The sequence below is a fragment of the Reyranella aquatilis genome, assembly GCF_020880995.1.
Classification (GTDB): Bacteria; Pseudomonadota; Alphaproteobacteria; order Reyranellales; family Reyranellaceae; genus Reyranella; species Reyranella aquatilis.
In genome coordinates this window covers 162,411-185,719 of sequence record NZ_JAJISD010000007.1, presented here as the reverse complement: position 1 = coordinate 185,719, position 23,309 = coordinate 162,411, and the positions used below count along the sequence as shown (strand labels likewise).

22 protein-coding genes and 1 riboswitch are annotated in these 23,309 nt (G+C 69.6%); of the genes, 17 read left to right on the top strand and 5 right to left on the bottom strand.

The annotated features are described in order from the left end of the window. Window positions 1–1,488 (top strand): protein adenylyltransferase SelO, encoded by a 1,488-nt coding sequence (locus LJ725_RS17185; RefSeq protein ID WP_230551865.1) that lies wholly within the window; start codon window positions 1–3, stop codon window positions 1,486–1,488. A 145-nt stretch (window positions 1,489–1,633) separates the two neighbouring features. On the opposite strand, the gene LJ725_RS17180 is transcribed toward LJ725_RS17185, so the two are convergent. Together LJ725_RS17180 and cobD are read right to left on the bottom strand one after the other, a co-directional pair. Then, window positions 1,634–3,472, bottom strand: a complete 1,839-nt coding sequence (locus LJ725_RS17180; RefSeq protein ID WP_230551864.1) for a sulfatase-like hydrolase/transferase — start codon at window positions 3,470–3,472, stop codon at window positions 1,634–1,636. 7 nt (window positions 3,473–3,479) lie between these two features. Next, the gene (cobD, locus tag LJ725_RS17175; protein WP_230551863.1) at window positions 3,480–4,478 is read right to left on the bottom strand and encodes a threonine-phosphate decarboxylase CobD; all 999 of its coding nucleotides are present in this window, start codon (window positions 4,476–4,478) and stop codon (window positions 3,480–3,482) included. On the opposite strand from cobD, the gene cbiB reads away from it, so the two are divergent. Continuing rightward, on the top strand, window positions 4,477–5,451 hold the full coding sequence (gene cbiB / locus LJ725_RS17170) for an adenosylcobinamide-phosphate synthase CbiB (protein ID WP_230551862.1): 975 nt from the start codon (window positions 4,477–4,479) through the stop codon (window positions 5,449–5,451). The two genes, cobD and cbiB, sit on opposite strands and share 2 nt — an antisense overlap. Here the strand turns inward: cbiB and LJ725_RS17165 are convergent. Beyond that, window positions 5,435–6,892, bottom strand: a complete 1,458-nt coding sequence (locus tag LJ725_RS17165) for a cobyric acid synthase (RefSeq protein WP_230551861.1) — start codon at window positions 6,890–6,892, stop codon at window positions 5,435–5,437. The two genes, cbiB and LJ725_RS17165, sit on opposite strands and share 17 nt — an antisense overlap. Window positions 6,893–6,924: 32 nt before the next feature. Beyond that, complete coding sequence (cobO, locus tag LJ725_RS17160; protein ID WP_230552051.1) at window positions 6,925–7,533, bottom strand: cob(I)yrinic acid a,c-diamide adenosyltransferase; 609 nt, start codon at window positions 7,531–7,533, stop codon at window positions 6,925–6,927. A gap of 188 nt (window positions 7,534–7,721) precedes the next feature. Between cobO and LJ725_RS17155 the strand changes: the two genes are divergently transcribed. The 9 genes from LJ725_RS17155 (at window position 7,722) to cobJ (ending at window position 17,422) form a co-directional block, all read left to right on the top strand. Then, entirely contained in the window at window positions 7,722–8,318 is a 597-nt protein-coding gene (locus tag LJ725_RS17155; protein WP_230551860.1) for a HupE/UreJ family protein, read from the top strand. Window positions 8,319–8,372: 54 nt separating this feature from the next. Then, window positions 8,373–8,564: riboswitch (cobalamin riboswitch) on the top strand. Between the two features lie 141 nt (window positions 8,565–8,705). After that, complete coding sequence (locus tag LJ725_RS17150) at window positions 8,706–9,308, top strand: HupE/UreJ family protein (RefSeq protein ID WP_230551859.1); 603 nt, start codon at window positions 8,706–8,708, stop codon at window positions 9,306–9,308. Window positions 9,309–9,324: 16 nt separating this feature from the next. Then, window positions 9,325–9,705 carry a DUF1636 family protein gene (locus tag LJ725_RS17145; protein ID WP_230551858.1) on the top strand — a complete coding sequence of 127 codons (381 nt, stop codon included), beginning with the start codon at window positions 9,325–9,327 and terminating at the stop codon, window positions 9,703–9,705. Continuing rightward, entirely contained in the window at window positions 9,702–10,733 is a 1,032-nt protein-coding gene (gene cobW, locus LJ725_RS17140; RefSeq protein WP_230551857.1) for a cobalamin biosynthesis protein CobW, read from the top strand. The genes LJ725_RS17145 and cobW overlap by 4 nt, the downstream gene beginning before the upstream one ends. Window positions 10,734–10,737: 4 nt before the next feature. Then, complete coding sequence (gene cobN, locus LJ725_RS17135; RefSeq protein ID WP_230551856.1) at window positions 10,738–14,076, top strand: cobaltochelatase subunit CobN; 3,339 nt, start codon at window positions 10,738–10,740, stop codon at window positions 14,074–14,076. Then, window positions 14,073–15,299, top strand: coding sequence for a precorrin-3B synthase (gene cobG / locus LJ725_RS17130; RefSeq protein ID WP_230551855.1), 1,227 nt, complete (start codon window positions 14,073–14,075; stop codon window positions 15,297–15,299). The genes cobN and cobG overlap by 4 nt, the downstream gene beginning before the upstream one ends. Then, window positions 15,292–15,924 carry a precorrin-8X methylmutase gene (locus LJ725_RS17125; RefSeq protein ID WP_230551854.1) on the top strand — a complete coding sequence of 211 codons (633 nt, stop codon included), beginning with the start codon at window positions 15,292–15,294 and terminating at the stop codon, window positions 15,922–15,924. The genes cobG and LJ725_RS17125 overlap by 8 nt, the downstream gene beginning before the upstream one ends. Next, window positions 15,921–16,679: a precorrin-2 C(20)-methyltransferase gene (locus tag LJ725_RS17120; RefSeq protein WP_230551853.1), complete on the top strand. Its 759-nt coding sequence runs from the start codon at window positions 15,921–15,923 to the stop codon at window positions 16,677–16,679. The genes LJ725_RS17125 and LJ725_RS17120 overlap by 4 nt, the downstream gene beginning before the upstream one ends. Continuing rightward, window positions 16,676–17,422: a precorrin-3B C(17)-methyltransferase gene (cobJ, locus tag LJ725_RS17115; RefSeq protein ID WP_230551852.1), complete on the top strand. Its 747-nt coding sequence runs from the start codon at window positions 16,676–16,678 to the stop codon at window positions 17,420–17,422. Before LJ725_RS17120 ends, cobJ begins: the two co-directional genes overlap by 4 nt. Here cobJ and LJ725_RS17110 read toward each other — a convergent pair. After that, window positions 17,392–18,147 carry a cobalt-precorrin-6A reductase gene (locus LJ725_RS17110; protein WP_230551851.1) on the bottom strand — a complete coding sequence of 252 codons (756 nt, stop codon included), beginning with the start codon at window positions 18,145–18,147 and terminating at the stop codon, window positions 17,392–17,394. The genes cobJ and LJ725_RS17110 overlap by 31 nt on opposite strands. 14 nt (window positions 18,148–18,161) lie before the next feature. Between LJ725_RS17110 and cbiE the strand changes: the two genes are divergently transcribed. Genes cbiE through bluB form a run of 6 tightly spaced genes read left to right on the top strand, consistent with a single transcriptional unit; the run spans window position 18,162 to window position 23,298 of the window. Then, a complete protein-coding gene (gene cbiE / locus LJ725_RS17105; RefSeq protein ID WP_230551850.1) occupies window positions 18,162–19,403 on the top strand; it encodes a precorrin-6y C5,15-methyltransferase (decarboxylating) subunit CbiE in 1,242 nt (413 codons plus the stop codon). After that, window positions 19,400–19,783: a cobalamin biosynthesis protein gene (locus LJ725_RS17100; RefSeq protein ID WP_230551849.1), complete on the top strand. Its 384-nt coding sequence runs from the start codon at window positions 19,400–19,402 to the stop codon at window positions 19,781–19,783. The genes cbiE and LJ725_RS17100 overlap by 4 nt, the downstream gene beginning before the upstream one ends. Then, a complete protein-coding gene (gene cobM / locus LJ725_RS17095) occupies window positions 19,780–20,541 on the top strand; it encodes a precorrin-4 C(11)-methyltransferase (RefSeq protein WP_230551848.1) in 762 nt (253 codons plus the stop codon). The genes LJ725_RS17100 and cobM overlap by 4 nt, the downstream gene beginning before the upstream one ends. Then, window positions 20,538–21,323, top strand: a complete 786-nt coding sequence (gene cobA / locus LJ725_RS17090) for a uroporphyrinogen-III C-methyltransferase (protein ID WP_230551847.1) — start codon at window positions 20,538–20,540, stop codon at window positions 21,321–21,323. Before cobM ends, cobA begins: the two co-directional genes overlap by 4 nt. Further along, window positions 21,323–22,660 (top strand): cobyrinate a,c-diamide synthase, encoded by a 1,338-nt coding sequence (locus LJ725_RS17085; protein ID WP_230551846.1) that lies wholly within the window; start codon window positions 21,323–21,325, stop codon window positions 22,658–22,660. The genes cobA and LJ725_RS17085 overlap by 1 nt, the downstream gene beginning before the upstream one ends. Then, the gene (gene bluB / locus LJ725_RS17080) at window positions 22,660–23,298 is read left to right on the top strand and encodes a 5,6-dimethylbenzimidazole synthase (protein WP_230551845.1); all 639 of its coding nucleotides are present in this window, start codon (window positions 22,660–22,662) and stop codon (window positions 23,296–23,298) included. Before LJ725_RS17085 ends, bluB begins: the two co-directional genes overlap by 1 nt. The last annotated feature ends 11 nt before the right edge of the window (window positions 23,299–23,309 follow it).

Below are 23,309 nucleotides of genomic sequence, written 5' to 3'. Positions count from 1 at the left end.
ATGGACACGCTGCCGGGCCTGCCGTTCGACAACAGCTACGCAAGGTTGCCCGAGCGCTTCTATGCCCGCCTGTCGCCGACGCCGGTCGCGGCGCCGCGGCTGGTGAAGCTCAATCGCGCGCTGGCCCTGCAGCTCGGCCTCGATCCTGAAGTGCTCGCCTCGCCCGACGGCGTGGCGATGCTGGCCGGCAACAAGGTGGCGCCGGGTTCGGAGCCGATCGCGCTCGCCTATGCCGGCCACCAGTTCGGCAACTTCGTGCCGCAGCTCGGCGACGGCCGCGCCATCCTGCTGGGCGAGGTCGTGGACCGCGACGGCGTGCGCCGCGACATCCAACTCAAGGGCTCGGGCCCCACGCCCTTCTCGCGCAGCGGCGACGGCCGCGCCGCGGTCGGGCCGGTGCTGCGCGAATACATCGTGAGCGAGGCGATGGCCGCGCTGGGCATTCCGACGACGCGCTCGCTGGCCGCCGTCACCACCGGCGAGCCGATTTGGCGCGACGGCGAGCTTCCGGGCGCGGTGCTGACCCGCGTCGCCTCCAGCCATATCCGTGTCGGCACCTTCCAGTTCTTCGCCGCGCGCCGCGACACCGAGGCGCTGCGCCTGCTCGCCGACCATGTCATCGCGCGCCACTACCCCGAGGCACGCGAGGCCGCCGAGCCCTATCGCGCACTGTTCGAGGCGGTGATCGGCCGACAGGCCGCGCTGGTCGCCAAGTGGCTGCTGGTCGGCTTCATCCATGGCGTGATGAACACCGACAATTGTTCGGTCGCCGGCGAGACCATCGATTACGGTCCCTGCGCCTTCATGGATGCCTACAATCCCGAGACGGTGTTCAGCTCGATCGACCAGCAGGGCCGCTATGCCTATGCCCATCAGCCCAGCATCGCGCACTGGAACCTGGCGCGCTTCGGCGAGACGCTGCTGCCCTTGCTGGCCGAGGACAATGACAGGGCGCTGGCCATCGCCAACGAGACGCTGGGGACCTTCCGCGATCGCTACGTCGCCGCCCTGATCGGCGGGCTGCGGCAGAAGCTCGGTCTCTCGACCGAGGAGGAGGGCGACGCGGCGCTGGCGCAGGACCTGCTGAATGCCATGACCGACGGGCAGGCCGATTTCACGCTGACTTTCCGGCGGCTGGGTGACGCGGCGGCCGATCCTTTAGCCGATGCCGGGGTTCGTGGTCTCTTCACGAACAAGCCGGAAGCTTTCGATGCCTGGATCGGGCGCTGGCGCGAGCGCCTGACGCACGAGCCGCGGGACGGCGCGGAACGCCGGGCCGCTATGCATGCTGCGAACCCGCTCTACATCCCGCGTAACCACCGCGTCGAGCAGGCCCTTTCGGCCGCGGCCGAGCACGAGGACTATGCGCCGTTCGAGGAACTGCTCGCGGTGCTGGCAAAGCCCTACGAGGAACGGCCCGGTCTCGAGGCCTATGCCGAACCCGCGCCGCCGGATCAGGGCATCTATCGCACGTTCTGCGGTACCTGAAAGGTCCTTCGACTACGCGCCTTCGGCGCTTTGCTCAGCATGACAAGATTGTTGGAATGGACGCAGTGCGCCCCTTCAAAAACTGGTGTCATCCTGAGCGAAGCGAAGGACCTTTGCTCATTTGCGCCATAGCAATCGCGCACTGTTAAATATTGATCGCCGCCGGCGTCGCGTCCTTCCAGTCGATCCACGAATCGAGATGCATGAAGCGGCCGTCGTCGGTGCCGATCTCGCGTTCGATCAGCGCGTTCAGCTTGGCGTTCATTCGCGCGATGAGATCGCGATTGCGTTCGAAATCGTGGGCGAGGTTCACGATCTCGTCGGGATCGTTCGCGAGATCGTAGAGTTCGAGATCGTTGTGGGCGCGGAGCTCTTCCAGGGTCGAAGGCGTGTTGAAGTTGCGGAACGAGAAGTAGCGGCTGAACTTGTAGCGTTCGTCGACGATCGAGCGGATGCAGACGCGCAGTTTCCAGTCGACCGGAAACGACTCGATCTTCCTGAAAAGGTCCGAGCGCGCGATCGATTTGTCCAGCAGCGTCTCGTAGAGCTGCTTCGTGAAGTTCGCGTCGTGAACCATGAGCTGGCTGTAGCAGAACAGCACACCGCCGCGGCTCTGCGTGAAGGCCGGGTTCACCGGCTGGCGCAGCAGCGGCGAGAAATCCCGACCCTTCATCAGCGCCATCGTGTCGGCCACCGGCGCCGTCGATTTTCCGGTGAGGGACACGATGGTCGGCACGAAGTCGAGATGCGACGTCGTCTCGAGGCAGCGCTGGCCGCCCTTGATCTCGGGATGCACCACCAGCATCGGCACGTGGTTCTGCTGGCGGTATGTCGTGGTGCCCTTGCCCTGCAGGCCGCCATGGCTGGCGAGCAGGTCGCCGTGATCGGACGTGAAGATCACGATCGTCCTGTCGGTGAGATCGAGCCGGTCGAGCTGGTCCAGCACCTGCACGATCTGCTGGTCGACGTCGCGGATGGCGTTGAAATAGTAGTTCTGGCGCAGCCGCATGCGCCATTCCTCCTGCGGGATCAGTCCCGTCAGGATGCCGTTGGCGGCCTTGTAGATGCGATGCGCCGGGACGCGGTCGGGCGTGTCGAGCGATTGCTGCCAGGTCTTCTGCAGCGGGATGTCGTTCCATTCCTGCCGGTAGAAGGAATCGTCGGGTGGATAGGCGATGGTGAGCTTGGCCTCGACCGCCTGGACCGGCGGCTCGCCGCGCCGGTCGGTGTTCACCCACATCACGTCATGCGGATTCACGAGATTGATCGCGAGATACCAGGGCTGTTTGCGGTCGGTCATCGGCCGGCCCTTGGCCTTCAGCCACTGGATCGCCTGCGCCGCCGTGATCTGGTCGTACTGGTAGCCGCCCTGGGCGCCCTCGATGAAGTCGCCGACGCCGGTGTAATCGTAGAAGCCGTAGTCGCGATCCATCATGGTCTCGAACAGCGCCTTGATGTCGCCGGCGTGGTTCTCCATCGCCATCGCGCCGTTCAGGTGCCACTTGCCCTTGTAGGCGGTGTAGTAGCCCATCCTGCGCAGGATCTTGCCGATGGTCGGCAGCTTGGGATCCAGGCTCTTCATGTAGGGCACGCCGGCATTGTCGAAGATGCCGTTATGCGGCGTGTGCAGGCCGGTATAGATCACCGCGCGCGAGGCCGAGCACATGTCCGACGCGATCTGGTGGTTCTCGAAGAAGGTGCCCGTGCTGCGCAGCCTCTCGTGGCCCGGCAGAGGAATGGGCCAGCGCGGGCCCATGTAGTGTTCCTGGTCGGTCAGGATGAAGAGGATGTTGTAGCCGCCGTCGTTCGAGCCCGGCGCCTCGGCCGAGGGAAAGGCCGACTGCGTGCCGCCGGTGATACGGGCCGGTGCTTGGGTCTGGGTCTGGGCCTGTGCGTGGGCCGGTGTTCCGGAAGCGTCGAGGGCGCCCGCGGCGGCAAGGGCGGCACCGCCGGCGATCAAGCTCCTGCGCGATGGATCGGTCACGGTTTCCTCAGGTCAGGCTGGTGCGAAGACGGTCGAACGATGCGGCATCGCCCGGCAGGCCGAATCTCAGCCGCCTGGGACTCTGCCGGAAGGCTCTCACGTGGATGCCATTTCGGCCAAGCCGGTCGACCGTCGATGCGGCCTCGGGATGGTCGGCGAGGCAGAAGAGCGGCGTGCCGCCCACGATGGTGAAGCCCGCCGACACCAGGATTTCGTCGAGCCGGCGACGGTCCGCTGTCAGCCGCTCCGCCGTCGCGGCCAGCCAGGCATCGTCCGCCAGGGCGACGCGACCGATTTCGAGCGCCGGCCCCGAGACCGCCCATGGGCCGAGATCGGCGCGCAGCGCCGCCGCGATGTCGGGGCCCGCGATGGCGAAGCCCAGCCGCACCCCGGCGAGCCCATAGGTCTTGCCGAACGAGCGCAGCACGACGGTGCGCGGCGGCAGGGTGGGCGCGAGGCTCGCGGCAGCCGGCAGCAGGTCGATGAAGGCCTCGTCGACCACGAGCAGGCGGGCGGCCGCGACGAGCCTTTCGACCGGCACGAGCCGGCCGTCGGGATTGTTGGGATTGACCAGAACGACCACATCGGCGTCCCGCGCGTCGTCGAGAGTGGCGACGACGGAGACCTGGTGGCCCTGTCGCCGCCAGCAGGTCTCGTGTTCCTCATAGGTTGGGCCGACGATGCAGACGCGCGCCTTCGGCACGAGGCGGGGAAGCGCCTGGATCAGGGCCTGCGTGCCCGGGGCGGCGACGAGGGTGGAGCGGTCAGCCACGCCGTAGCGATGCGCCGCCGCGTCGATCAGCGCCTCGGCCTGTTCGCGCGCGGGCAGGCGCGCCCAGGCATCCCGTGGCAGATCGGGCACAGGATAGGGAACGGGATTGATGCCCGTCGACAGGTCGAGCCACGGCAGCGGCGCGTCGGGAAAGCGGCGCCGCACGGCCGACAGGTCGCCGCCATGCTCGACCGGTTTGCCGGCCGGGTTCGCCATGTTAGGCAGAGCGCTCATGTTCGCGGGTCTCGCCCTCGTTGCCGTCGCCGTCGAGGCGGCCTTCGGATATCCCGACGCCCTCTATCGCGCCATCGGCCATCCCGTCACCTGGATCGGGCGGCTCATAGCATGGTGCGAACAGGCGTGGAATTCGCCGCAACGTTCGTACGACCAGCGCCGCTTCTTTGGCGTCGTGACGCTGCTGGTGCTGCTGGCCACGAGCCTGCTCGGCGGTCTCGCGATCGCGCAGCTCTGCGGGGCGTTGCTGCCCGGTGTCGCGGGCACGATCCTCTGCGCGGTGCTTGCAAGTTCGCTGCTGGCGCAGCGCAGCCTTCACGACCATGTGGAAGCCGTCGCCACGGTGCTGGAGCGCGAGGGCGTCGTCGGCGGGCGCAAGGCGGTGTCGATGATCGTCGGCCGCGACACCAGCGAACTCGACGAGCCCGCGATCAGCCGCGCCGCCATCGAAAGCCTCGCCGAGAATTTCTCCGACGGCATCGTGGCGCCATTGTTCTGGATGGTCGTCGCCGGCCTGCCGGGTGCGCTGGCCTACAAGGCGATCAATACTGCCGATTCGATGATCGGCCACAAGTCGGACCGCTACCGCGCGTTCGGCTGGGCGTCGGCGCGGCTCGACGACTACGTCAACCTGCCGGCCTCGCGTCTCGCCGCACTCTGGCTGGTGCTGGCCGCGTCGCTGCGGCCGGGCCTGTCGCCGGCGCGGGCGCTCGCCGCGGTGAGGCGCGACGCGCGTCATCATCGCTCGCCCAACGCCGGCTGGCCCGAATCGGCGATGGCGGGCGCGCTCGGCATCCGTCTGGCCGGCCCGCGCGTCTATGGCGGCGTGAAGGTCGACGATCGCTGGATGGGCGAGGGGCGCAGCGATCTGACGGCCGCCGACATCCGCGCCGCGCTGCGTCTCTATCGTCTGGCCTGCTGGCTGCAGATGGCCGCCGTCGCGATCCTCGCCGGGCTCATTCTGCTGCCTTGATCGTCGGCACGCGCGCGAGTTCGAGCAGCCGCGTACAGTCGACATGCTTCTCGAGATGGTCGGCCAGCCGGTCGAGCGTGGCCTCGATCCCGGCTTCGTAGTCGAGATCGGAACCCGGCGCGCCGATCCGTTCCAGCCAGTGGCGGCGCTGGCGATCGTCGGCCAGCAGGCCATGGATGTAGCAGCCGGCGACCCGGCCGCTCGCATCGACGGCACCGTCGGTGCGGCCGCCGCCGAGATCGAGCATCGGCGGCTGCGACGCGGTGGTGCGGCCGACATGCATCTCGTAGCCCTTGAAGGGCACGCCTCCCACGATCGTCGTGCCCGACACTTCGACCAGCCGCTTGTCGCCCCCCAGCACGGTGTCGGCGTCGAGCAGGCCCAACCCCTCGACGCTGCCGGGTGGGCCCTCGATCCCGTCGGGATCGGCCACGCGTCGCCCCAGCATCTGGTAGCCGCCGCAGATCCCCAGCACGTGACCGCCGCGGCGCAGATGCGCGGCGAGATCGATGTCCCAGCCGGTTTCGCGCAGGACGCCCAGATCGGCGATGGTGGCCTTCGAGCCCGGCAGGATGACCAGGGCCGCGTCGCCCGGGATCGGCTCGCCAGGGCGAATGAACGCGACGTCGACCCCCGGCTCCTGCCGCAGCGGATCGAAATCGTCGAAGTTGGCGATTCGCGGATAGGCCAGAACCGCAATCCTGATCGCACCATTCGAATCGCTGCGGCCCGGAATGCCCAGCGCATCCTCGGCGGGAAGCTTCTGGGCCTCGGCGAAGTAGGGCACGAGGCCCAGCGCGGCCCATCCGGTCTGCTCGGCGATACGCGCCATGCCGTCGGCGAACAGGCTGGGATCGCCGCGGAAGCGGTTGACGAGGAAGCCCACGATCATCGCGGCGTCCTCGGGCTCGATCACGACCTTCGTGCCGACCAGACTCGCGATGACGCCGCCGCGATCGATGTCGCCCACCAGCACGACGGGAACGTCGGCAGCGCGCGCGAAGCCCATGTTGGCGATGTCGGACGCGCGCAGATTGACCTCCGACGCCGAGCCCGCGCCCTCGACCAGCACGAGGTCGGCCTCGGCGGCGAGACGGCCGAAACTGTCGAGCACGGCGCCGAGAAGGCGCGGCTTGATCGACTGGTATTCGCGGGCCTTCGCATTGCCGACGACACGACCCTGAACGACGATCTGCGCACCGACATCGGTCTGCGGCTTCAGCAACACCGGATTCATGTGGACGCTGGTGGCGATGCGTGCGGCGCGCGCCTGCAGCGCCTGCGCCCGGCCGATCTCGCCACCATCGGCCGTGACCGCGGCATTGTTGGACATGTTCTGCGGCTTGAACGGCCGTACGCGCAGGCCGCGTCGCGTGAAGGCACGGGCGAGGCCCGCAACCAACAGCGACTTGCCGACGTCGGAGCCCGTGCCCTGGATCATGAGGGCGCGCGCTGGCCTCCGATCGGGTTGCATCAGAACTCGATGCCTTCCTGCGCCTTCACGCCGGCGGCGAAGTGGTGCTTGACCAGGGTCATCTCGGTCACGAGGTCGGCGGCGTCGATCAGCTCCTGCTTGGCGTTGCGGCCCGTCACGACGATGTGCTGGTCGTGACGGCGCGCCTTGAGTGCGGCGACGACGGCGCCGATCTCCAGATGATCGTAGCGCAGCGAGATGTTCAGTTCGTCGAGCACGATGAAGCGGATGGTCGGATCGGCCATGAGTTTCTGCGCCGCTGCCCACGCGCGCTCCGCCGCGGCGACGTCGCGGCTGCGATCCTGCGTCTCCCAGGTGAAGCCCTCGCCCAGCGTGTGCCACTCGACCTGGTTCCCGAAGCGCTCGGCCGCGGTGCGTTCCCCGGTCTGCCAGGCCCCCTTGCCGAACTGCACGACGCCACACCGCAACCCGCGTCCGAGGGCGCGCAGCATCAGCCCGAAGGCCGCCGTCGATTTTCCCTTGCCCTTGCCGGTATGGACGATCAGCAGACCCTTCTCGACGGTCTTTGCCGCCACTTCGGCATCCTGGATGGCCTTGCGATTGGCCATCTTGTTCCTGTGCCGTGCGTCATCGTCGTTTTCGTCCATCATGGAATTTCGGCCCTTGGAACCAATGAAATTGCCAGTTTAATTGATAGTTTCAGCGGCGCTGCGGATTAGAATTGACGAATTGTGACGCTGCACCCTATCTGAGACCCATGCGCGCCCCAAGACGCGAGTCTCGAACACGATCCGGGGAGGAAAGGGCGGTTCTCGTCCGTGGGCAAGCCATCGCAATGGCGGTTTTGCTCGCTTTCCTGACTATGCCGGCCCGTGCCCAGACGCTGATCGAAGAGGAGCCGCCCCGGACCTTCGCGGAAGGCTTCATCCAGGGTGTCGGCCTGCCGGTGTTCGGCGTCTACCACCTGGCGGCGATGATCGGCATCGGTATTCTGGTAGGCATTGCAGCCCGCGGCATCCTTCCGGTCCTGGCCTTCGGTGCCGCGGCTATCGTGGGCGTGGCGATCCAGCTCAGCCCGTACGAAATTCCTGCCGGCGGCACCTTCGTGGCGCTGACGACGATGCTGATCGGCATCCTCATCCTGATCCGAAGGCCCATCAGCCCGAAGGTCGCGTCGGCCATTTTTGCCGTTGCCGGACTGGTCCACGGCTATTCCCTGGGCGCCGTCCTGATCGGTGCGGATGCGGTGCCGATCGTGGCCTATGTCGCGGGCCTGCTGGTCGCCCAGACCGCGCTGGGCGTCGCGTCCTGCGCGATCGTGCTGGGTGTCACCAGGTGGCCGGCGCAGCGAACCGCATTGGTCATCGCGGGCTGCCTCGTCATGCTCGCCGGCGGCGTCGCGGCGATCCAGGCGGCCGGGCTGATCACCTGATCGCCCACTCCGGCCGAGGGACCGAATAGGATTGACGCGGCTTCGCCCGGCCCCCTATCAAGCAGGGGACGGTGCCCCGCGAGGGGATCAAAAGGGAACACGGTGCCGGGCTTCGCGCCCCAATCCGCGGCTGCCCCCGCAACTGTGATCGGCGAGCCGACGGCCTCGATACCACTGGGAAACCGGGAAGGTGGCCGAAGGCGAAGAGCCGAGAGCCAGGAAACCTGCCGTCGAAACTGCCGCATCCGAGTTCTCGCGCGGGGAAGCACGAGGGACGAGGTCCACCCGACACCCGGCTCTGCCGGAGGTTCGGGCTCCGTCGGAGACGGCCACGCTATCGAGGGCTAGCGCCTTCAAACGACGGAGACGATCATGAAGGCGGCAATCATGCGTTCGGGTTCCCTTGGGCTGCTTGTCTCGTTGGCGGCGGCGCCGGCCTTCGCGCATCATCCGATGGGCGGCCAGACTCCGCAGAGCTTCCTGAACGGCCTTCTGTCCGGCCTCGGCCATCCCGTCATCGGCCTCGACCATCTCGCCGCGGTCGTTGGCGTCGGCATCCTTGCGGGTCTTGCCGCCCGAGGGATCGGGCCGGTCCTCGCCTTCAGCGCCGCCGTCATCGCGGGCGTCGCCGTCCACCTTGCGGGCATCGGCCTGCCGGCTGGCGAGTTGCTGGTGGGCCTGACGACACTGGTCATCGGCGGCCTCGTGATCGTGCGATCGAAGCTCCCGCCCATGCTGGCCGCTTCACTGTTCGCGCTGGCCGGCCTCGTTCACGGGCATGCGCTGGGCGAATCGATCGTCGGCGCCGAGCCCACGCCGCTCGCTGCCTATCTCCTCGGCCTGTTCGTCGTGCAGTCGGCGATCGCGGTTGCAGCCTATATCGCGACGGTCGCGCTGGTCCGCCAGCCATCCCGGGGCCTCGGCGTTTCGGCGATGGGAGCGATCGTGGCCGTGATCGGCGCCGCGGCCGCGACGGCCGCGACCCTCTAGGTCGAGGCCCCCCCGCATGACCGCCTCTACACTCTATGTCTGCACGACCTGCCGCAGCAGTACCGATGGCGCGACCGTCGATCCGACCCGCGCCGGCGCCCGGCTGCTGTCGGCGGTGCAGGGCGTGGCGGACGACTATCCGGTCTCGCGGATCGTGGGCGTCGAGTGTCTTTCGAACTGCTCGCGCGGCTGCACGATTGCCGTCGGCGCGCCCGGCAAGTGGACCTACGTGATCGGCAACCTCGATGCCGAGCAGCACGCGCCGGACGTGCTCGCCTTCGCGCGCCAGCACAGCGCCCACGAAACGGGCGTGACGGTGTGGCGCGACCGACCTGAACACATTCGCAAGAACACCATCGCGCGCATCCCGCCGATGAACCTCCCGGAGTCGTCATGAACTCGCTCGCCAAGGTCCCCTGCACCATCGTCACCGGCTTTCTGGGAGCGGGGAAGACGACGCTCGTCCGTCATGTCCTCGAGAACGCCGACCGCCGCCTCGCGGTGATCGTCAACGAGTTCGGCGATGTCGGCATCGACGGCGAGATCCTGAAGGGCTGCGGCGTCGAGAGCTGCCCCGAGGATGCGATCGTCGAGCTGGCCAACGGCTGCCTCTGCTGCACCGTGGCCGACGATTTCGTGCCGGCCCTCAAGGGGCTGCTCGATCGCCCGAATCCGCCGGAGCATATCGTGATCGAGACGTCCGGCCTCGCCTTGCCGAAGCCCCTCGTGAAGGCTTTCAACTGGCCCGAGATCGCCTCGCGCGTCACGGTCGACGGTGTCGTGGCCGTGGTCGACGGCGCGGCCGTTGCGGCCGGCCGGTTCGCCGACGACCCGGAGGCCGTGGCCCGCCAGCGCGCGGAGGATTCCTCGCTCGATCACGACAATCCCCTTGAGGAAGTGTTCGAGGACCAGATCCTCTGCGCCGACCTGATCCTGCTGAACAAGGCCGACCTCATGACGGATGCCGACCGGAAATCCGTCGTCAACGAGATCGGCAAGGTCCTGCCGCGCGCGGTCGCGCTCGTGGAGACGCGGCACGGCCAGGTGCCGGTAAAGGTGCTGCTGGGTCTCGGCGCGGCGGCCGAGGCCGATCTCGCGGCTCGTCCCTCGCATCACGACCTCGAAGGCGAGCACGACCACGAGGACTTCGACACGTTCATCGTCGACCTGCCGGCCTACGCCTCGCCGCAGGCGCTGATCGACCGCATGGTGAAGGCTGCCGAAGAACACGACGTGCTGCGCATGAAGGGCTTCGTCGAGATCGCAGGCAAGCCGATGCGCCTGCTGGTGCAGGGCGTCGGCACGCGCATCCAGCACCAGTTCGATCGCCGCTGGCCGGACGGCGCGCCGCGGCGCGGCCGCCTCGTCGTCATCGGCCAGAAGGGCTTCGACCAGACGGGTATCCGGGCGATCCTGCTGGGGTAGGCAGATGCACGTCCTGGCGACCCAGCTCGCGACGCTCGAGGAGGCCGATGCCGCCGTCGACCTCGGACAGTCGCCGGGCGAGATCGTCGTTCTTTCCTTCTCCGACAGCGACCTGTCGGCGCTCGCCGCGGCCTGGCAGCAGGATGCCGATGTCCTGCCGACGCTGAGGCTCGCGAGCCTCAAGAAACTGCGTCATCCGATGTCGGTCGATCTCCATGTCGAGCAGGTGATCTCGCATGCCCGGCTGGTGATCGTGCGCGGCCTGGGCGGCCTCGACTACTGGCGCTACGGCTTCGAACGCATCGGCGACGCGGCGCGGGACAATGGCATCCTGTTCGCCGCGCTGCCGGGTGACGACCGGCCCGATCCGCGTCTCGCGGCCGTCTCGACGCTCACGCCCGATCGGCTTTCCCGGCTTGACGGCTACTTCCGGGCCGGCGGTACGGCCAATCTGCGCCAGGCGCTGCGCTACGCCGCGAGCCTGCTGGGCCGGGACGTCGCGGTAACGCCGCCCGAACCGGTAGGGCCTTTGACGATCCTCGGGGCGCTGCATGATCACCGTCCGGCGGCGCTGGTCGTGTTCTATCGCGCCAACCTGATCGCGGCTGACCTCGCGCCGATCACCGCGCTGATGCAGGCGCTGGACGCGCAGGGTCTGGCCCCCGTCGGTGTCGCCGTCAGCAGCCTCAAGGATCCGGCGGTGCATGCGCCGCTCGAGGCACTGCTGCGCGAGCGCAACCCCGCGATCATCCTGAACACCACAGCCTTCTCGGCCCTGCGCGACGACGACACCACGGTGCTCGACGGCGCCGGCGTGCCGGTGCTGCAGGTCGTTCTCTCCGGTAGCGCACGTGAAGCCTGGGATGGCTCGCTGCGCGGCCTCGCGCCTGCCGATCTTGCGATGAACGTCGTCCTGCCCGAACTCGACGGGCGACTGCTGACGCGCGCCATTTCCTTCAAGGCCGAGGGCGAGCCCAATCCGGCGCTGCAGTTCGGCAGCGTGCATCACCAGCCCGAACCCGATCGCATCGACTATGTGGCGCGGCTGGCGGCTTCCTGGGCGAAGCTCGGCGCCACGCCCGCATCCGAGCGCCGGCTCGCGCTCGTCCTGTCGGACTATCCCGCGCGCGGCGGACGGACCGGCTACGCGGTCGGCCTCGACACGCCGGCCAGCGTGGTCGAGATCCTGATGCTGCTGCGCGCCGAGGGCTACGACGTCGGCGGTTGCGACTGGAAGGTGGCCGACGTCGAACGGCTGCTGCTCGGCGATGCCGACTGGCTGGAGATACCGTTCGAGAAATACAGGCACTGGCTTGCGGCGCTGCCGGACGCGCTCCGGAGCGATCTCGCGGAGACGTGGGGCGCGGCGTCGAAAGATTTTCGTCTGCCCGTTCTTCGCTGTGGCAAGGTCATGGTGCTGCTGCAGCCCGATCGCGGCACGCAACAGGACCGCAAGTCGGGCTATCACGACATGAACTGCCCGCCGCGCCCCGCCTATGTCGCGCTCTATGCGTGGCTGCGCGAGCAGGAGCGGATGGACGCGATGATCCATCTCGGCACGCACGGCACGCTCGAATGGCTGCCCGGCAAGGCGCTGGCTCTCTCCGCCGGCTGCTGGCCGGAGGCCGTGCTGGGGCCGGTGCCGGTCATCTATCCGTTCATCGTGAACAATCCCGGCGAGGCGGTACAGGCCAAGCGCCGGCTGAGCGCCGTCACCATCGGCCATCTGACCCCGCCGCTCAGCGCCGCCGGCCTGCACGGTGCGCTGGCCGAGATGGAAGGCATCATTGAGGAGTATGCGGCGGCCGACGGCATGGACAGCCGGCGCCTGCGCCACCTCGAGGAGGAGATCGTGGAGCGCGCCTGGAGCAGCGGCCTCGCGGCTGAATGCGGTCTGACGAAGGACGAGCCCAGCCGCGAAGCCGTGGCCAAGCTCGACGCCCATCTCTGCGACATCAAGGAATTGAGCATCCGCGAAGGGCTGCACGTTTTCGGCGCGCTGCCCGACGAGGCCAAGATCGCGCAGCTGGCCGTCACGACGGGCGGCGACGACGCGCCGATCCGCCTGAGCGCCGCCCGCGAGCGCGCGGGCCTGCTGGCCGCGCTTGCCGGCCGTCGCGTTGCGCCCGGTCCCGCCGGTGCACCGACGCGCGGCCGGGCCGACGTGCTGCCGACCGGGCGCAACCTGACCTCGATCGATCCGCGCGCCATCCCCACCCGGACGGCGGCCGCGATCGGCGCGCGCGCCGCCGACGAGGTGGTGCGGCGATACCTGCAGGACCACGGCGAGCCGCCGCGCGCGCTGGTGATCGATCTCTGGGCCTCGGCCTCGCTGCGCACCGGCGGCGATGATCTCGCGCAGGCGCTGGCCTATCTCGGGGTGAAGCCGGTGTGGGATGCCGCCTCGAGCCGCGTCACCGGCATCGAGGTGATGCCGCTCGCGACGCTCGACCGTCCGCGCATCGACGTCACCTTGAGGGTCTCCGGCCTGTTCCGCGACATCTTCGAGACGCAGATCGCGCTGTTCGACATGGCCGTGCGGCGCGTCGCCGAACTCGACGAGCCCGACGAGGACAACCCGATGGCCGCGGCGCGGCGCACCCGGGCGGATCTGGCGCGCGTGTTCGGCAGCGCGCCCGGCAGCTATGGCGCGCAGGCCGGCGACGCGGCGCTCGACGGCGACTGGAAGGCGCGCGCCGATCTCGGCGAGATCTATCTCGGCGCCGTGACCCATGCCTATGGCGGGGTCGAACCGGTTCGTGCGGCGGGCGAGGGGTTTCGTCATCTCGTCTCGACGGCCGACCTCCTGGTACATCCGCAGGACGACAGGGAACGTGACGTGCTGGATGGCGACGGTGTGGCCGACTTCGCGGGAGGCTTTGCCGCCGCGGCGGCGCTGCTGGGCAACGACCCCGAACTCTATCATCTGGACACCAGCGACACGGCGAAGCCCAGGGCGCGGCGGCTGGCCGAGGAAATCGCCCGCGTCGTGCGGGGACGCCTCACCAATCCGCGCTGGATCCAGGCCATGTTGGGCCACGGCCATCGCGGCGTGGCCGAGATCGCCCAGTCGGTCGATGCGCTCTATGCCTTCGCCGCGACCGCGGAGATCGTGCCCGGCCCGCTGTTCGACGCCACCCATGCCGCGCTGATCGCCGACGAAGCCGTTCTCGATGCGATGGCGGCACGCAACCCGGCGGCGGTCGCGGCCATCGCGGCGCGCCTCAGGGAGGCGCTCGACCGCGGTCTCTGGATGACGCGGCGCAATGCGGTGGAGCGCGATCTGACGCGCGCGATCGGCCTTGCGCCGCCTGCGCGGCCGGTCGAAGAAGGCGCGAGATGAGCACGGCCGCGGCGATCCTGAAGAAGGGCTGGTGCCCCGGCGCTCTGCGGCCGATGCAGAGCGGCGACGGGTTGATCGTGCGCGTGCGACCGCGCGTCGGTCGCTTCGACCTTGATGCTGCGCGCATGCTGGCCGATGCCGCGCAGCGACTGGGGAACGGGCATATCGACCTGACGCGCCGCGCCAACCTGCAGATTCGCGGCCTGAGCGACAACCGCCTCGACGAGCAGCAGGCCGAACTCGGGCGGTTCGGGCTGCTCGACGCCGATGTCGCATCGGAGGCCGTGCGCAACGTGATGGTGGCGCCGCTCGCCGAGCGCGGATCCGTTGCCTACGGCATCGCCGAACGGCTCGAGGAAATTCTCGCCGGCGAGCCGCGTCTGCGCGGGCTGCCCGCAAAGTTCGGCGTCCTCGTCGACGAGGTTGGACCGGTGTCCATTTCCGGTGAGCGCGCCGACATCAGTCTGCGGGTCGCCCCGGGTGCGGTGGCATTCGGCATCGATACGCTGGACGGGACGCGCTGGCTCGGTGCCTGTGTCCCTCGCGACGCGGTCGATCTGGTCGTGACGGCGATGCAGGCGGTGCTGGAATGCGTGCCCCGCAGCCGCCTGCGCACCCTGTCGGCCGCCGCCTCGTCCAAGCTGCTGCTTGCAGTAATGCCGAAGCTACAGCCGCTGCCGCCGCTCGATCCGTCGCGAGGCCGCGTTATCGGTCTGGTGGACGATGGCGTGGGCGTTGCGGCGCCGTTCGGCCGGCTCGAAGCGGGCCAGCTCCGGCGTCTCGCCGATCTGGCGACGATGGCGGGCGCGCGCGATCTGCGCCTGTCGCCGTGGCGGACGCTCTACATGCGGGTGCGCGATGTCGCGGCGGGCAAGGTTTTGCTCGACGAGGCGCGGTCGATCGGACTGATCGTCGACGAGCGCGATCCGCTGCTGCGAATCGAAGCCTGCCCCGGCGCGCCGGCCTGTGCATCGGGCACGGTCGATGCTCGCGGCGATGCGCGCCGTCTCGCCCGGGTCATGGCCGAGCGCCGCTTCGGCGGCACCGTCCACGTCTCCGCTTGCGCCAAGGGCTGCGCACGCTCCGCGCCCTCGGATCTCGTGCTGGTGGGCGAGGCCGGCCGATACGGCGTCGTGCGCAACGGTACGACGAGAGACGAGGCGGAACGCACGATTGGTCCGGCCGACCTCGAATCGCTGTTGCCGGATGCTAACCATGGCTGAGCCGCGCGACTATGTGCGCAACGGCGCGGAAATCTATCGCCGTTCCTTCGCGATCATCCGCGCCGAAGCCGATCTCGCGCGCTTCGATGCCGTCGAGGAGCGCGTCGCGGTGCGAATCATCCACGCCTGCGGCATGCCCGAAATCGCCCGCGACATCGACATGTCGCGCGGCTTCGCCCAGGTGGCGCGGCAGGCGCTGAAGGACGGCGCGCCGATCCTGTGCGATGCGAAGATGGTGGCCAATGGCGTGACGCGCGCGCGCCTGCCCGCGGCGAACGACGTGATCTGCACGCTCGACGATCCCTCGGTGCCCGCTCTGGCGCAGAAGCTCGGCAATACGCGCTCCGCCGCGGCGATGGAGCTGTGGCGCGAGCGTCTCGGCGGTGCGGTCGTCGCGATCGGCAACGCGCCGACGGCGCTGTTCCGCCTGCTCGAGATGCTGGACGAGGGCTCGCCCGTGCCGGCAGCGGTGATCGGCGTGCCGGTGGGCTTCGTGGGAGCGCTCGAGTCCAAGGACGCGCTGGCGGCCGACGGGCGCGTGCCCTTCCTGATCGTACGCGGCCGTCGCGGTGGCAGCGCAATGACGGCCGCGGCAATCAACGCTCTGGCCAGCGACATCGAATGACCAGCCTCGACGCGATCGCGGGCACCGCCGAGCGCGGAACGCTGTACGGAATCGGCGTGGGGCCGGGGGACGTGCGCTATCTCACCCTGCGCGCCGCCGGGCTGGTGCGCTCGGTCGACGTGGTCGCCTTCTTTGCCAAGCGCGGCCGTCTCGGCAATGCGCGGCGCATCGTGGCGCCACTGATGGACGCGGCGCGGCAGGAGCTGCGGCTGGAATATCCCGTCACCGACGAGATCCCGGCGGATCATCCCGACTACCAGAACCAGATCGCGGCGTTCTACGCCGAGGCTTCGTCGTCTCTCTCGGCGCTGCTGGAGGATGGCAGGTCGGTCGGCCTGCTCGCGGAAGGCGATCCGTTCTTCTACGGATCCTTCATGCACATGTGGCGGCGTCTGGCGGAGGTCTTCCCGGTCGAGGTCGTGCCCGGCGTCACCGGCATGTCGGGCTGCTGGACGCGCGCCAACCTGCCGATCACCTGGGGCAACGACACGCTTTCGGTCCTGCCGGGGACGCTGGCCGAGGGGCAGCTGGTCGACCGGCTGCGCAACACCGACGCGGCGGTGATCATGAAGCTCGGGCGCAATCTCGCCAAGGTGCGCCGCGCCGTCGAGGCGGCCGGCCTGCTGTCGCGGGCGGTCTATGTCGAGCGCGGTACCATGCCGGGCGAGCGCATCCTGCCGCTGGCCGAGTGCGGAGAGCCGGCCGGTGCCTATTTCGCGATGGTCCTGGTTGCCGGCCAGGGGCGGCAACTGTGAGCGGCTCGCTGACCGTGGTCGGAACAGGACCGGGCAAGGCCGAGCTCATGACGCCGGCGACGCGCGCGGTCCTCGACCGGGCCTCCGACCTGGTGGGCTATGGCCCCTATCTCGATCGCATTCCCGCGACGCGCCCGGATCAGCGACGCCACGCCTCGGACAACCGCGTCGAACTCGATCGTGCCCGCCATGCGCTGTCGCTCGCCGCGACCGGACGCGATGTCGTGGTGGTGTCGGGCGGCGATCCCGGCGTCTTCGCCATGGCCTCGGCGGTGTTCGAGGCCGTGGAAGGCGGCGATCCGGCCTGGCGGACGCTCGACATCCGCGTCGAGCCCGGCGTGACGGCGATGCTGGCGGCGGCGGCGGAGGTGGGTGCGCCGCTCGGCGGCGATTTCTGCGCGATCTCGCTCTCGGACAATCTCAAGAGCTGGTCGACCATCGAGCGTCGATTGAAGGCAGCGGCCGACGCCGACTTCGTCATGGCTTTCTACAATCCCGCCTCGAAGGCGCGGCCACACCAGCTTGGCAAGGCCTTCGAGCTGTTGCGTCAGGTGAAGGCGGGCGAGACTCCGGTCCTCTTCGTGCGCGCGGCGGGAACGAACGATGCCAAGGTGACGGCGGCGACATTGGAGACGGCCGATCCAGCGGTGGCCGACATGCGCACCCTGGTCATCGTCGGTGCCAGCACGACCCGCACAGTCGGACGCTGGGTCTACACGCCGCGCAGCGAGCGCCGGACATGATCGAGCCAGGCCACGGCCTCTTCGGGCGTTGCCGTGACATGACCGGCCGGCTTGTCGGGGCGCGCGATCATGACGACCGGCACGCCGAGCGCGCGGGCCGCGGCGATCTTGGCGTAGGTCGCGTCGCCGCCCGCGTTCTTCGACACGACGAGGTCGATCCTGTGGTCGCGCAGCAGGTCCGTTTCAGCGGCGAGATCGAAGGGCCCGCGCGCCTGCAGCAGCGTGAGCTGCGGCGGCAGGGCGACGCCCGCCGGTGCGTCGATGACGCGGGCCAGATAGCGATGCTGCGGCGCGCCGGCGAACAGTGGCAGTTCCTGCCGTCCGATCGCCAGGAGCACGCGGCGCGGCTCGGGTCCGAGAGCCTCGACGGCGGCTGCCATATCGATCGCATCGTGCCACTCGTCACCCGTCTGTCGCGTCCAGGGCGCGCGCACCAGCGAGGCCAGCGGAACGGCGGCCTCGTCGCAAGCCGCAACGGCATGCTTCGACATCTGGTCGGCATAGGGATGCGTCGCATCGACGACAGCGGCGATCTTCTCGTCGCGCAGATGGCGCACCAGGCCGTCGATGCCGCCGAAGCCGCCGATACGCGTCGGCAAGGGCTGCGGCGCAGGACGCTCGGTGCGGCCGGCCAGCGAAAGCGTCGCCTCGAAGCGCGCATCGTTCGCGAGAAGGCGCGCCAGCGCGGACGCTTCGGTGGTGCCGCCGAGGATCAGAATGCGCATGTCGGAGTCGGGCGATGACGGGCGGGGGCGCAACCTGCCCGGCAAAGCCATGGCTGTCCATCGTCGGACTGGGCGAGGACGGCATCGACGGCCTGTCCGCCGTGGCGCGCCGCCTCGTCTCGTCGGCGGAACTGGTGGTGGGCGGCCGGCGCCACCTCGAACTGGCGGGGTCACTGATCGGCGGCCGATCGCTTGCCTGGCCCAGCCCGATTGCCGGCGCGATGAGCGACATCCTGGCGATGCGCGGTCGGCCGGTCGTCGTGCTGGCGAGCGGCGATCCTTTCCACTACGGCGTCGGCGACATGCTGCTGCGGTCGGTGCCTGCCGACGAGACCATCTGCCTGCCACAGCCTTCGTCGTTCAGCCTCGCCGCGTCGCGCCTGGGCTGGTCGTTGCAGGATGTCGCCCCGGTGAGCCTGCACGGTCGCGCGCTGGAAGGCATCGTGCGCCATCTGCAGCCCGGCGCGCGCATTATCGCTTTGTCCTGGGATGGCGAGACGCCGGGCCGGCTGGCCCGGTTGCTCTCCCAGCGCGGCATGGGCGAGTCGAAGCTCACGGTGCTGGAATCGCTGGGCGGCCCGCAGGAGCGCATTCGCCGGGCAACGGCGCAGGGCTTCGCGCTTGCCGATGTGGTGGCCCTCAACATCGTCGCGCTCGAGGTCGTGACCGCCCCCGGGGCGCGGATCGTGACCCTGGCGCCGGGCCTCGACGATTCGCTGTTCGAGCACGATGGCCAGCTCACCAAGCGCGACATTCGCGCGGTGACGCTTTCTTCGCTGGCGCCGCAGCAGGGCGAACTGCTGTGGGATGTCGGGCTGGGTGCGGGCTCGATCGCCATCGAATGGTTGCTGCGCCATCCCTCGCTGCGTGCCATCGGCATCGAGGAAAGCGCGGAGCGGGCGGCGCGGGCGATGCGCAACGCCGCGACATTGGGCACGCCCGACCTTCAGATCGTGCAGAAGAGTGCGCCGGCGGCTTTCGACGGCTTGCCGGCGCCCGATGCGATCTTCGTGGGCGGTGGCCTGTCCGATCCCGGCCTGCTCGATGCCGCCTGGTCGGCGCTGAAGCCCGGCGGACGGATAGTGGCCAACGCCGTGTCGTTGCAGTCGGAGGCTCGCCTGATCGACTGCTTCCAGCGTCACGGCGGCGAGATCACGCGCCTGCAGGTCGCCAAGGCCGGACGCGCCGGAACCGGCAATGTCTTCGTCTGGCGCCACGCGGCTCCCGTCACGCAATGGCGCGCGAGGAAGCCATGATCGTCGCGGGCGTGGGCTGCCGGCGCGAGACGTCGGCCGACGAGATCGAGCGGGTCGTGCGCATGGCGCTCGGGATGTTCGACCTGCCGGTCGAGCGCCTGGATTCGGTCGCGACCGAATCGGAAAAGGCGACCGATCCGGTGTTCGCCGAAGTGGCGCGCCGGCTGTCGGTCAAGCTGGTCGGCTGCACGGTCGACGATCTCGACCGCGTCGCGGGGCGCGTGCTGACGCCGTCGAAGCTGGTGCTGAAGGCCAAGGGATTGCCGTCGATCGCGGAGGCGTCGGCGCTGGTGGTGGCGGGTCGCGACGGCCGGCTGCTGGGAACGCGTGTGGCGACCGGGCGCGCGACCTGCGCCATCGCCATCGGAGAAGGACGATGACCATCCATTTCATCGGCGCGGGTCCGGGCGCGCCGGACCTGATCACCGTGCGCGGACGCGACCTGATCGCGCGCTGCCCGGTCTGCCTCTATGCCGGCTCGCTGGTGCCGAAGGCGCTGCTCGACCATTGTCCGCCGGGCGCCCGCATCGTCGACACCGCGCCGCTGTCGCTCGACGAGATCGTGGCGGAATGCCGTCGCGCGACCGAGGCCGGCCAGGACGTGGCGCGTCTTCATTCCGGCGACCTGTCGATCTGGAGCGCGCTCGGCGAGCAGCTTCGCCGCCTCGACGCCGAGAGCATCCCCTACACCGTGACGCCGGGCGTTCCCTCGTTCGCCGCGGCGGCGGCCGTGCTGGGACAGGAACTCACCTTGCCTGAAGTGGCGCAGACCGTCGTGCTGACGCGGACCTCGGGCCGCGCCTCGGCCATGCCCGAGGGCGAGACGCTCGCCGCCTATGCCGCGACCGGCGCCACCCTCGTGCTGCATCTCTCGATCCATGTGCTCGACGGGATCGTGGCGGAGCTGACGCCGCATTACGGGTCCGACTGCCCCGTGGCGATCGTCTATCGTGCGACCTGGCCGGACGAACGCGTGATCCGCGCGACGCTGGGCACGATCGTCGATGAAGTCGCGAAGTCGCCGATCGAGCGCACCGCATTGATCCTGGTGGGCAAGGTGCTGGGCGCGCGCGACTTTCGCGACAGCGCGCTCTACGACGCGGCCTATCAGCGGCGTTTCCGGGGGCGCGGCGCGTGAACCTGGAAGGCTTTCCCGACCTGCCCGCGTTTCCACCGGGCGAAGTGTGGCTGGCGGGCGCCGGTCCGGGCGATCCGCGCCTGCTCACCGTGCTGGCGCTGCATGCCGTGTCGCGGGCCGACGATATCGTGCACGACGCGCTGGTCGATTCTCGTGTGCTGCGTCTCGCGCGCCAAGACGCCGTCCTGCTGCCGGTGGGCAAGCGCGGCGGCCGGCCCTCGCCGAAGCAGGACGAGATCAATGCGTTGCTGGTCGAACGCGCGCGCGCCGGCCGGCGCGTGCTGCGGCTGAAGGGCGGCGATCCCTTCGTGTTCGGCCGTGGCTGGGACGAGGTCACGGCGCTCAGCGAGGCGAAGCTTCGCTTCCGCATCATTCCCGGCCTGACGGCAGGGCTTGCCGGCACCGCTCTCGCCGGCATTCCCGCGACCTCGCGCGACACGAACCATGCCGTCGTGCTGGCGGCGGGCCATCGCGCCGAGGGCCAGTCCACCGCCGATTGGGAGGCGCTGGGACGGCTCGGCCAGCCGCTCATCCTGTACATGCCGATGGCGCAGCTCGAGGAGATCGTGGCGGCGCTGCAGCGCGGCGGGCTGCCGGGCGACACGCCGGCGGCGCTGGTCCAGTCGGCGACGACGGAGGACGAGCGCGTCGTCGAGAGCCGGCTCGATGCGCTGGCGGAAGATGCGGAGCGTCATGGCATCGGCTCGCCCTGCATCGCCGTGATCGGCGCGATCGCCACGCTGCGCCGGCGGGCGCTCGCGTCGATGGTGGGCTGGTCGTGATGGACGGTCCGCGCGGGCTGATCGTGGCGGCGGCGCGCTCCGGCGCCGGCAAGACGACCATCACTTCCGGCCTGATCCGCGCGCTTGCGCGCCGCGGACGCACCGTGCAGCCCTTCAAGTGCGGGCCGGACTATCTCGATCCCGCGTTCCATGAAGCTGCGGCGGGGCGGCCGAGCTTCAATCTCGACAGCTGGGCGATGGCGCCCGCGACTCTCTTCGATCTCGCGCACCGCCACGGGCGAACCGCGGATCTCGCCGTCGTCGAAGGGGTGATGGGCCTGTTCGACGGCGTGGCCGAACCCGGCCAGACGGCGCGCGGCACGACCGCCGATCTCGCGGCGCTCACGGGCTGGCCGGTGGTGCTCGTGCTCGATGTGTCGGGCCAGGCCGAGACGGCGGCGGCGGTGGCGGCGGGGCTCGCGCGCTATCGCGACGACGTCGAGATGGCCGGCGTCATCCTCAATCGCGCGGCGGGCGCGCGGCACGTCGGCCTGATCGCGCCGGGGCTGGCGCGTGCCGGCCTGACCCTGTTCGGCGCGCTGCCGTCGGATCCGACCGTCTCCCTGCCGGAGCGGCATCTCGGGCTGGTGCAGGCCATGGAGCAGCCCGACCTCGTGCGCCGCCTCGACGCCGTCGCGGACACGATCGAGGCTTCGCTCGATCTCGATGCCATCGAGGCGGCGGTGCGCCCGGCCCGCATCGGCCCGACTCGCATCGGCCCGGCTGCACCGACTGCCGGATTGCCGCCGCCCGGCCAGCGCATCGCGGTGGCGCAGGACCGCGCCTTCTCGTTCCTGTACCCGCACCTGCTCGAAGGCTGGCGCAGGTCGGGCGCGCAGATCCTGCCGTTCTCGCCGCTCGCCGATGAGGCACCCGATGCCGCTGCAGACGTGGTCTGGTTGCCCGGCGGCTATCCGGAACTGCACGCGGGAACGCTGGCCGCCGCCGGCCGTTTTGCCGCCGGTGTCCGCGCACTGGCCGCGCAGTCGGTGGCGGTCCACGGCGAATGCGGGGGCTACATGGTGCTGGGGCAGGGGATCGAGGATGCGGGCGGCGCACGCCACGCGATGCTCGGCCTGCTGAACGTCGAGACCTCCTTCGCCAAGCGGCGGCTGCACCTCGGTTATCGACGCGCGCGACTGCTGGCGGACGGCGTGCTGGGCGCCGCGGGCGAGGAAGTGGCGGGCCACGAATTCCATTACGCCAGCATCCTGTCGGTGGGGGATGCGCCGTTCGTCGACTGTCGCGACTCGGCCGGCGCGCCGGTCGCCGAGGCGGGTGCCCGGCGCGGCGCGGTGAGCGGCACCTTCTTTCATGCAATCGATCGGTGGAGTTGATGACGCATCCCGATTTCGACGCGGCTTTCCGGGCCGAGTTCCGCCAGCTCGTGCTGTGGCGACGCGACGTGCGTCGCTTCCGCACCGATCCGGTGGCGCGCGAGCGCATCGACGCGCTGCTGGAAGTGGCCAGCCATGCGCCGTCGGTCGGCCTCAGCCAGCCGTGGCGGTTCGTGCATGTCGAATCGGAAGCGCGGCGCCGCGCCGTGATCGAAAGCTTCACCCAGGCCAACGAACAGGCGCTCGCGGGCTATGACGGCGAGAAGTACGCGATCTATGCCGGCCTGAAGCTGGCTGGACTCAAGGAGGCGCCGGTCCATCTTGCGGTCTTCTCCGACGACGGCACGCATACCGGCAGCGGACTGGGGCAGCAGACGATGCCCGAGACGTTGCACTACTCCGTGGTGGCCGCCATCCAGACCCTGTGGCTCGCGGCGCGCGCCGACGGGATCGGCATGGGATGGGTGTCGATACTCGACCCGAAGAAGGTGACGCAGGCCCTCGACGTGCCGGCCGGCTGGAACCTCGTGGCCTATCTCTGCCTCGGCTTCCCGGCGGAGGAGCATCTCGATCCGGAACTCGAACGGCATCACTGGGAAGTGCGTAGCGATCTCGACAAGGTAGTGTTCACGCGCTGACGCTTTGACAG

Excerpts from the sequence above, each read along its gene's own strand:
- LJ725_RS17125 (WP_230551854.1), top strand. The coding sequence starts at position 15,292 with ATGGCTGAGCCGCGCGACTATGTGCGCAACGGCGCGGAAATCTATCGC.
- cobM (WP_230551848.1), top strand. The coding sequence starts at position 19,780 with ATGACCATCCATTTCATCGGCGCGGGTCCGGGCGCGCCGGACCTGATC.
- LJ725_RS17085 (WP_230551846.1), top strand. The coding sequence starts at position 21,323 with ATGGACGGTCCGCGCGGGCTGATCGTGGCGGCGGCGCGCTCCGGCGCC.
- LJ725_RS17100 (WP_230551849.1), top strand. The coding sequence starts at position 19,400 with ATGATCGTCGCGGGCGTGGGCTGCCGGCGCGAGACGTCGGCCGACGAG.
- cobN (WP_230551856.1), top strand. The coding sequence starts at position 10,738 with ATGCACGTCCTGGCGACCCAGCTCGCGACGCTCGAGGAGGCCGATGCC.
- bluB (WP_230551845.1), top strand. The coding sequence starts at position 22,660 with ATGACGCATCCCGATTTCGACGCGGCTTTCCGGGCCGAGTTCCGCCAG.
- LJ725_RS17165 (WP_230551861.1), bottom strand. The coding sequence starts at position 6,892 with ATGATCCAGGGCACGGGCTCCGACGTCGGCAAGTCGCTGTTGGTTGCG.
- LJ725_RS17150 (WP_230551859.1), top strand. The coding sequence starts at position 8,706 with ATGCGTTCGGGTTCCCTTGGGCTGCTTGTCTCGTTGGCGGCGGCGCCG.
- cbiB (WP_230551862.1), top strand. The coding sequence starts at position 4,477 with ATGTTCGCGGGTCTCGCCCTCGTTGCCGTCGCCGTCGAGGCGGCCTTC.
- LJ725_RS17185 (WP_230551865.1), top strand. The coding sequence starts at position 1 with ATGGACACGCTGCCGGGCCTGCCGTTCGACAACAGCTACGCAAGGTTG.
- LJ725_RS17155 (WP_230551860.1), top strand. The coding sequence starts at position 7,722 with ATGGCGGTTTTGCTCGCTTTCCTGACTATGCCGGCCCGTGCCCAGACG.
- cobD (WP_230551863.1), bottom strand. The coding sequence starts at position 4,478 with ATGAGCGCTCTGCCTAACATGGCGAACCCGGCCGGCAAACCGGTCGAG.
- LJ725_RS17145 (WP_230551858.1), top strand. The coding sequence starts at position 9,325 with ATGACCGCCTCTACACTCTATGTCTGCACGACCTGCCGCAGCAGTACC.
- LJ725_RS17120 (WP_230551853.1), top strand. The coding sequence starts at position 15,921 with ATGACCAGCCTCGACGCGATCGCGGGCACCGCCGAGCGCGGAACGCTG.
- LJ725_RS17110 (WP_230551851.1), bottom strand. The coding sequence starts at position 18,147 with ATGCGCATTCTGATCCTCGGCGGCACCACCGAAGCGTCCGCGCTGGCG.
- cobW (WP_230551857.1), top strand. The coding sequence starts at position 9,702 with ATGAACTCGCTCGCCAAGGTCCCCTGCACCATCGTCACCGGCTTTCTG.
- cobG (WP_230551855.1), top strand. The coding sequence starts at position 14,073 with ATGAGCACGGCCGCGGCGATCCTGAAGAAGGGCTGGTGCCCCGGCGCT.
- cbiE (WP_230551850.1), top strand. The coding sequence starts at position 18,162 with ATGACGGGCGGGGGCGCAACCTGCCCGGCAAAGCCATGGCTGTCCATC.
- cobO (WP_230552051.1), bottom strand. The coding sequence starts at position 7,533 with ATGGACGAAAACGACGATGACGCACGGCACAGGAACAAGATGGCCAAT.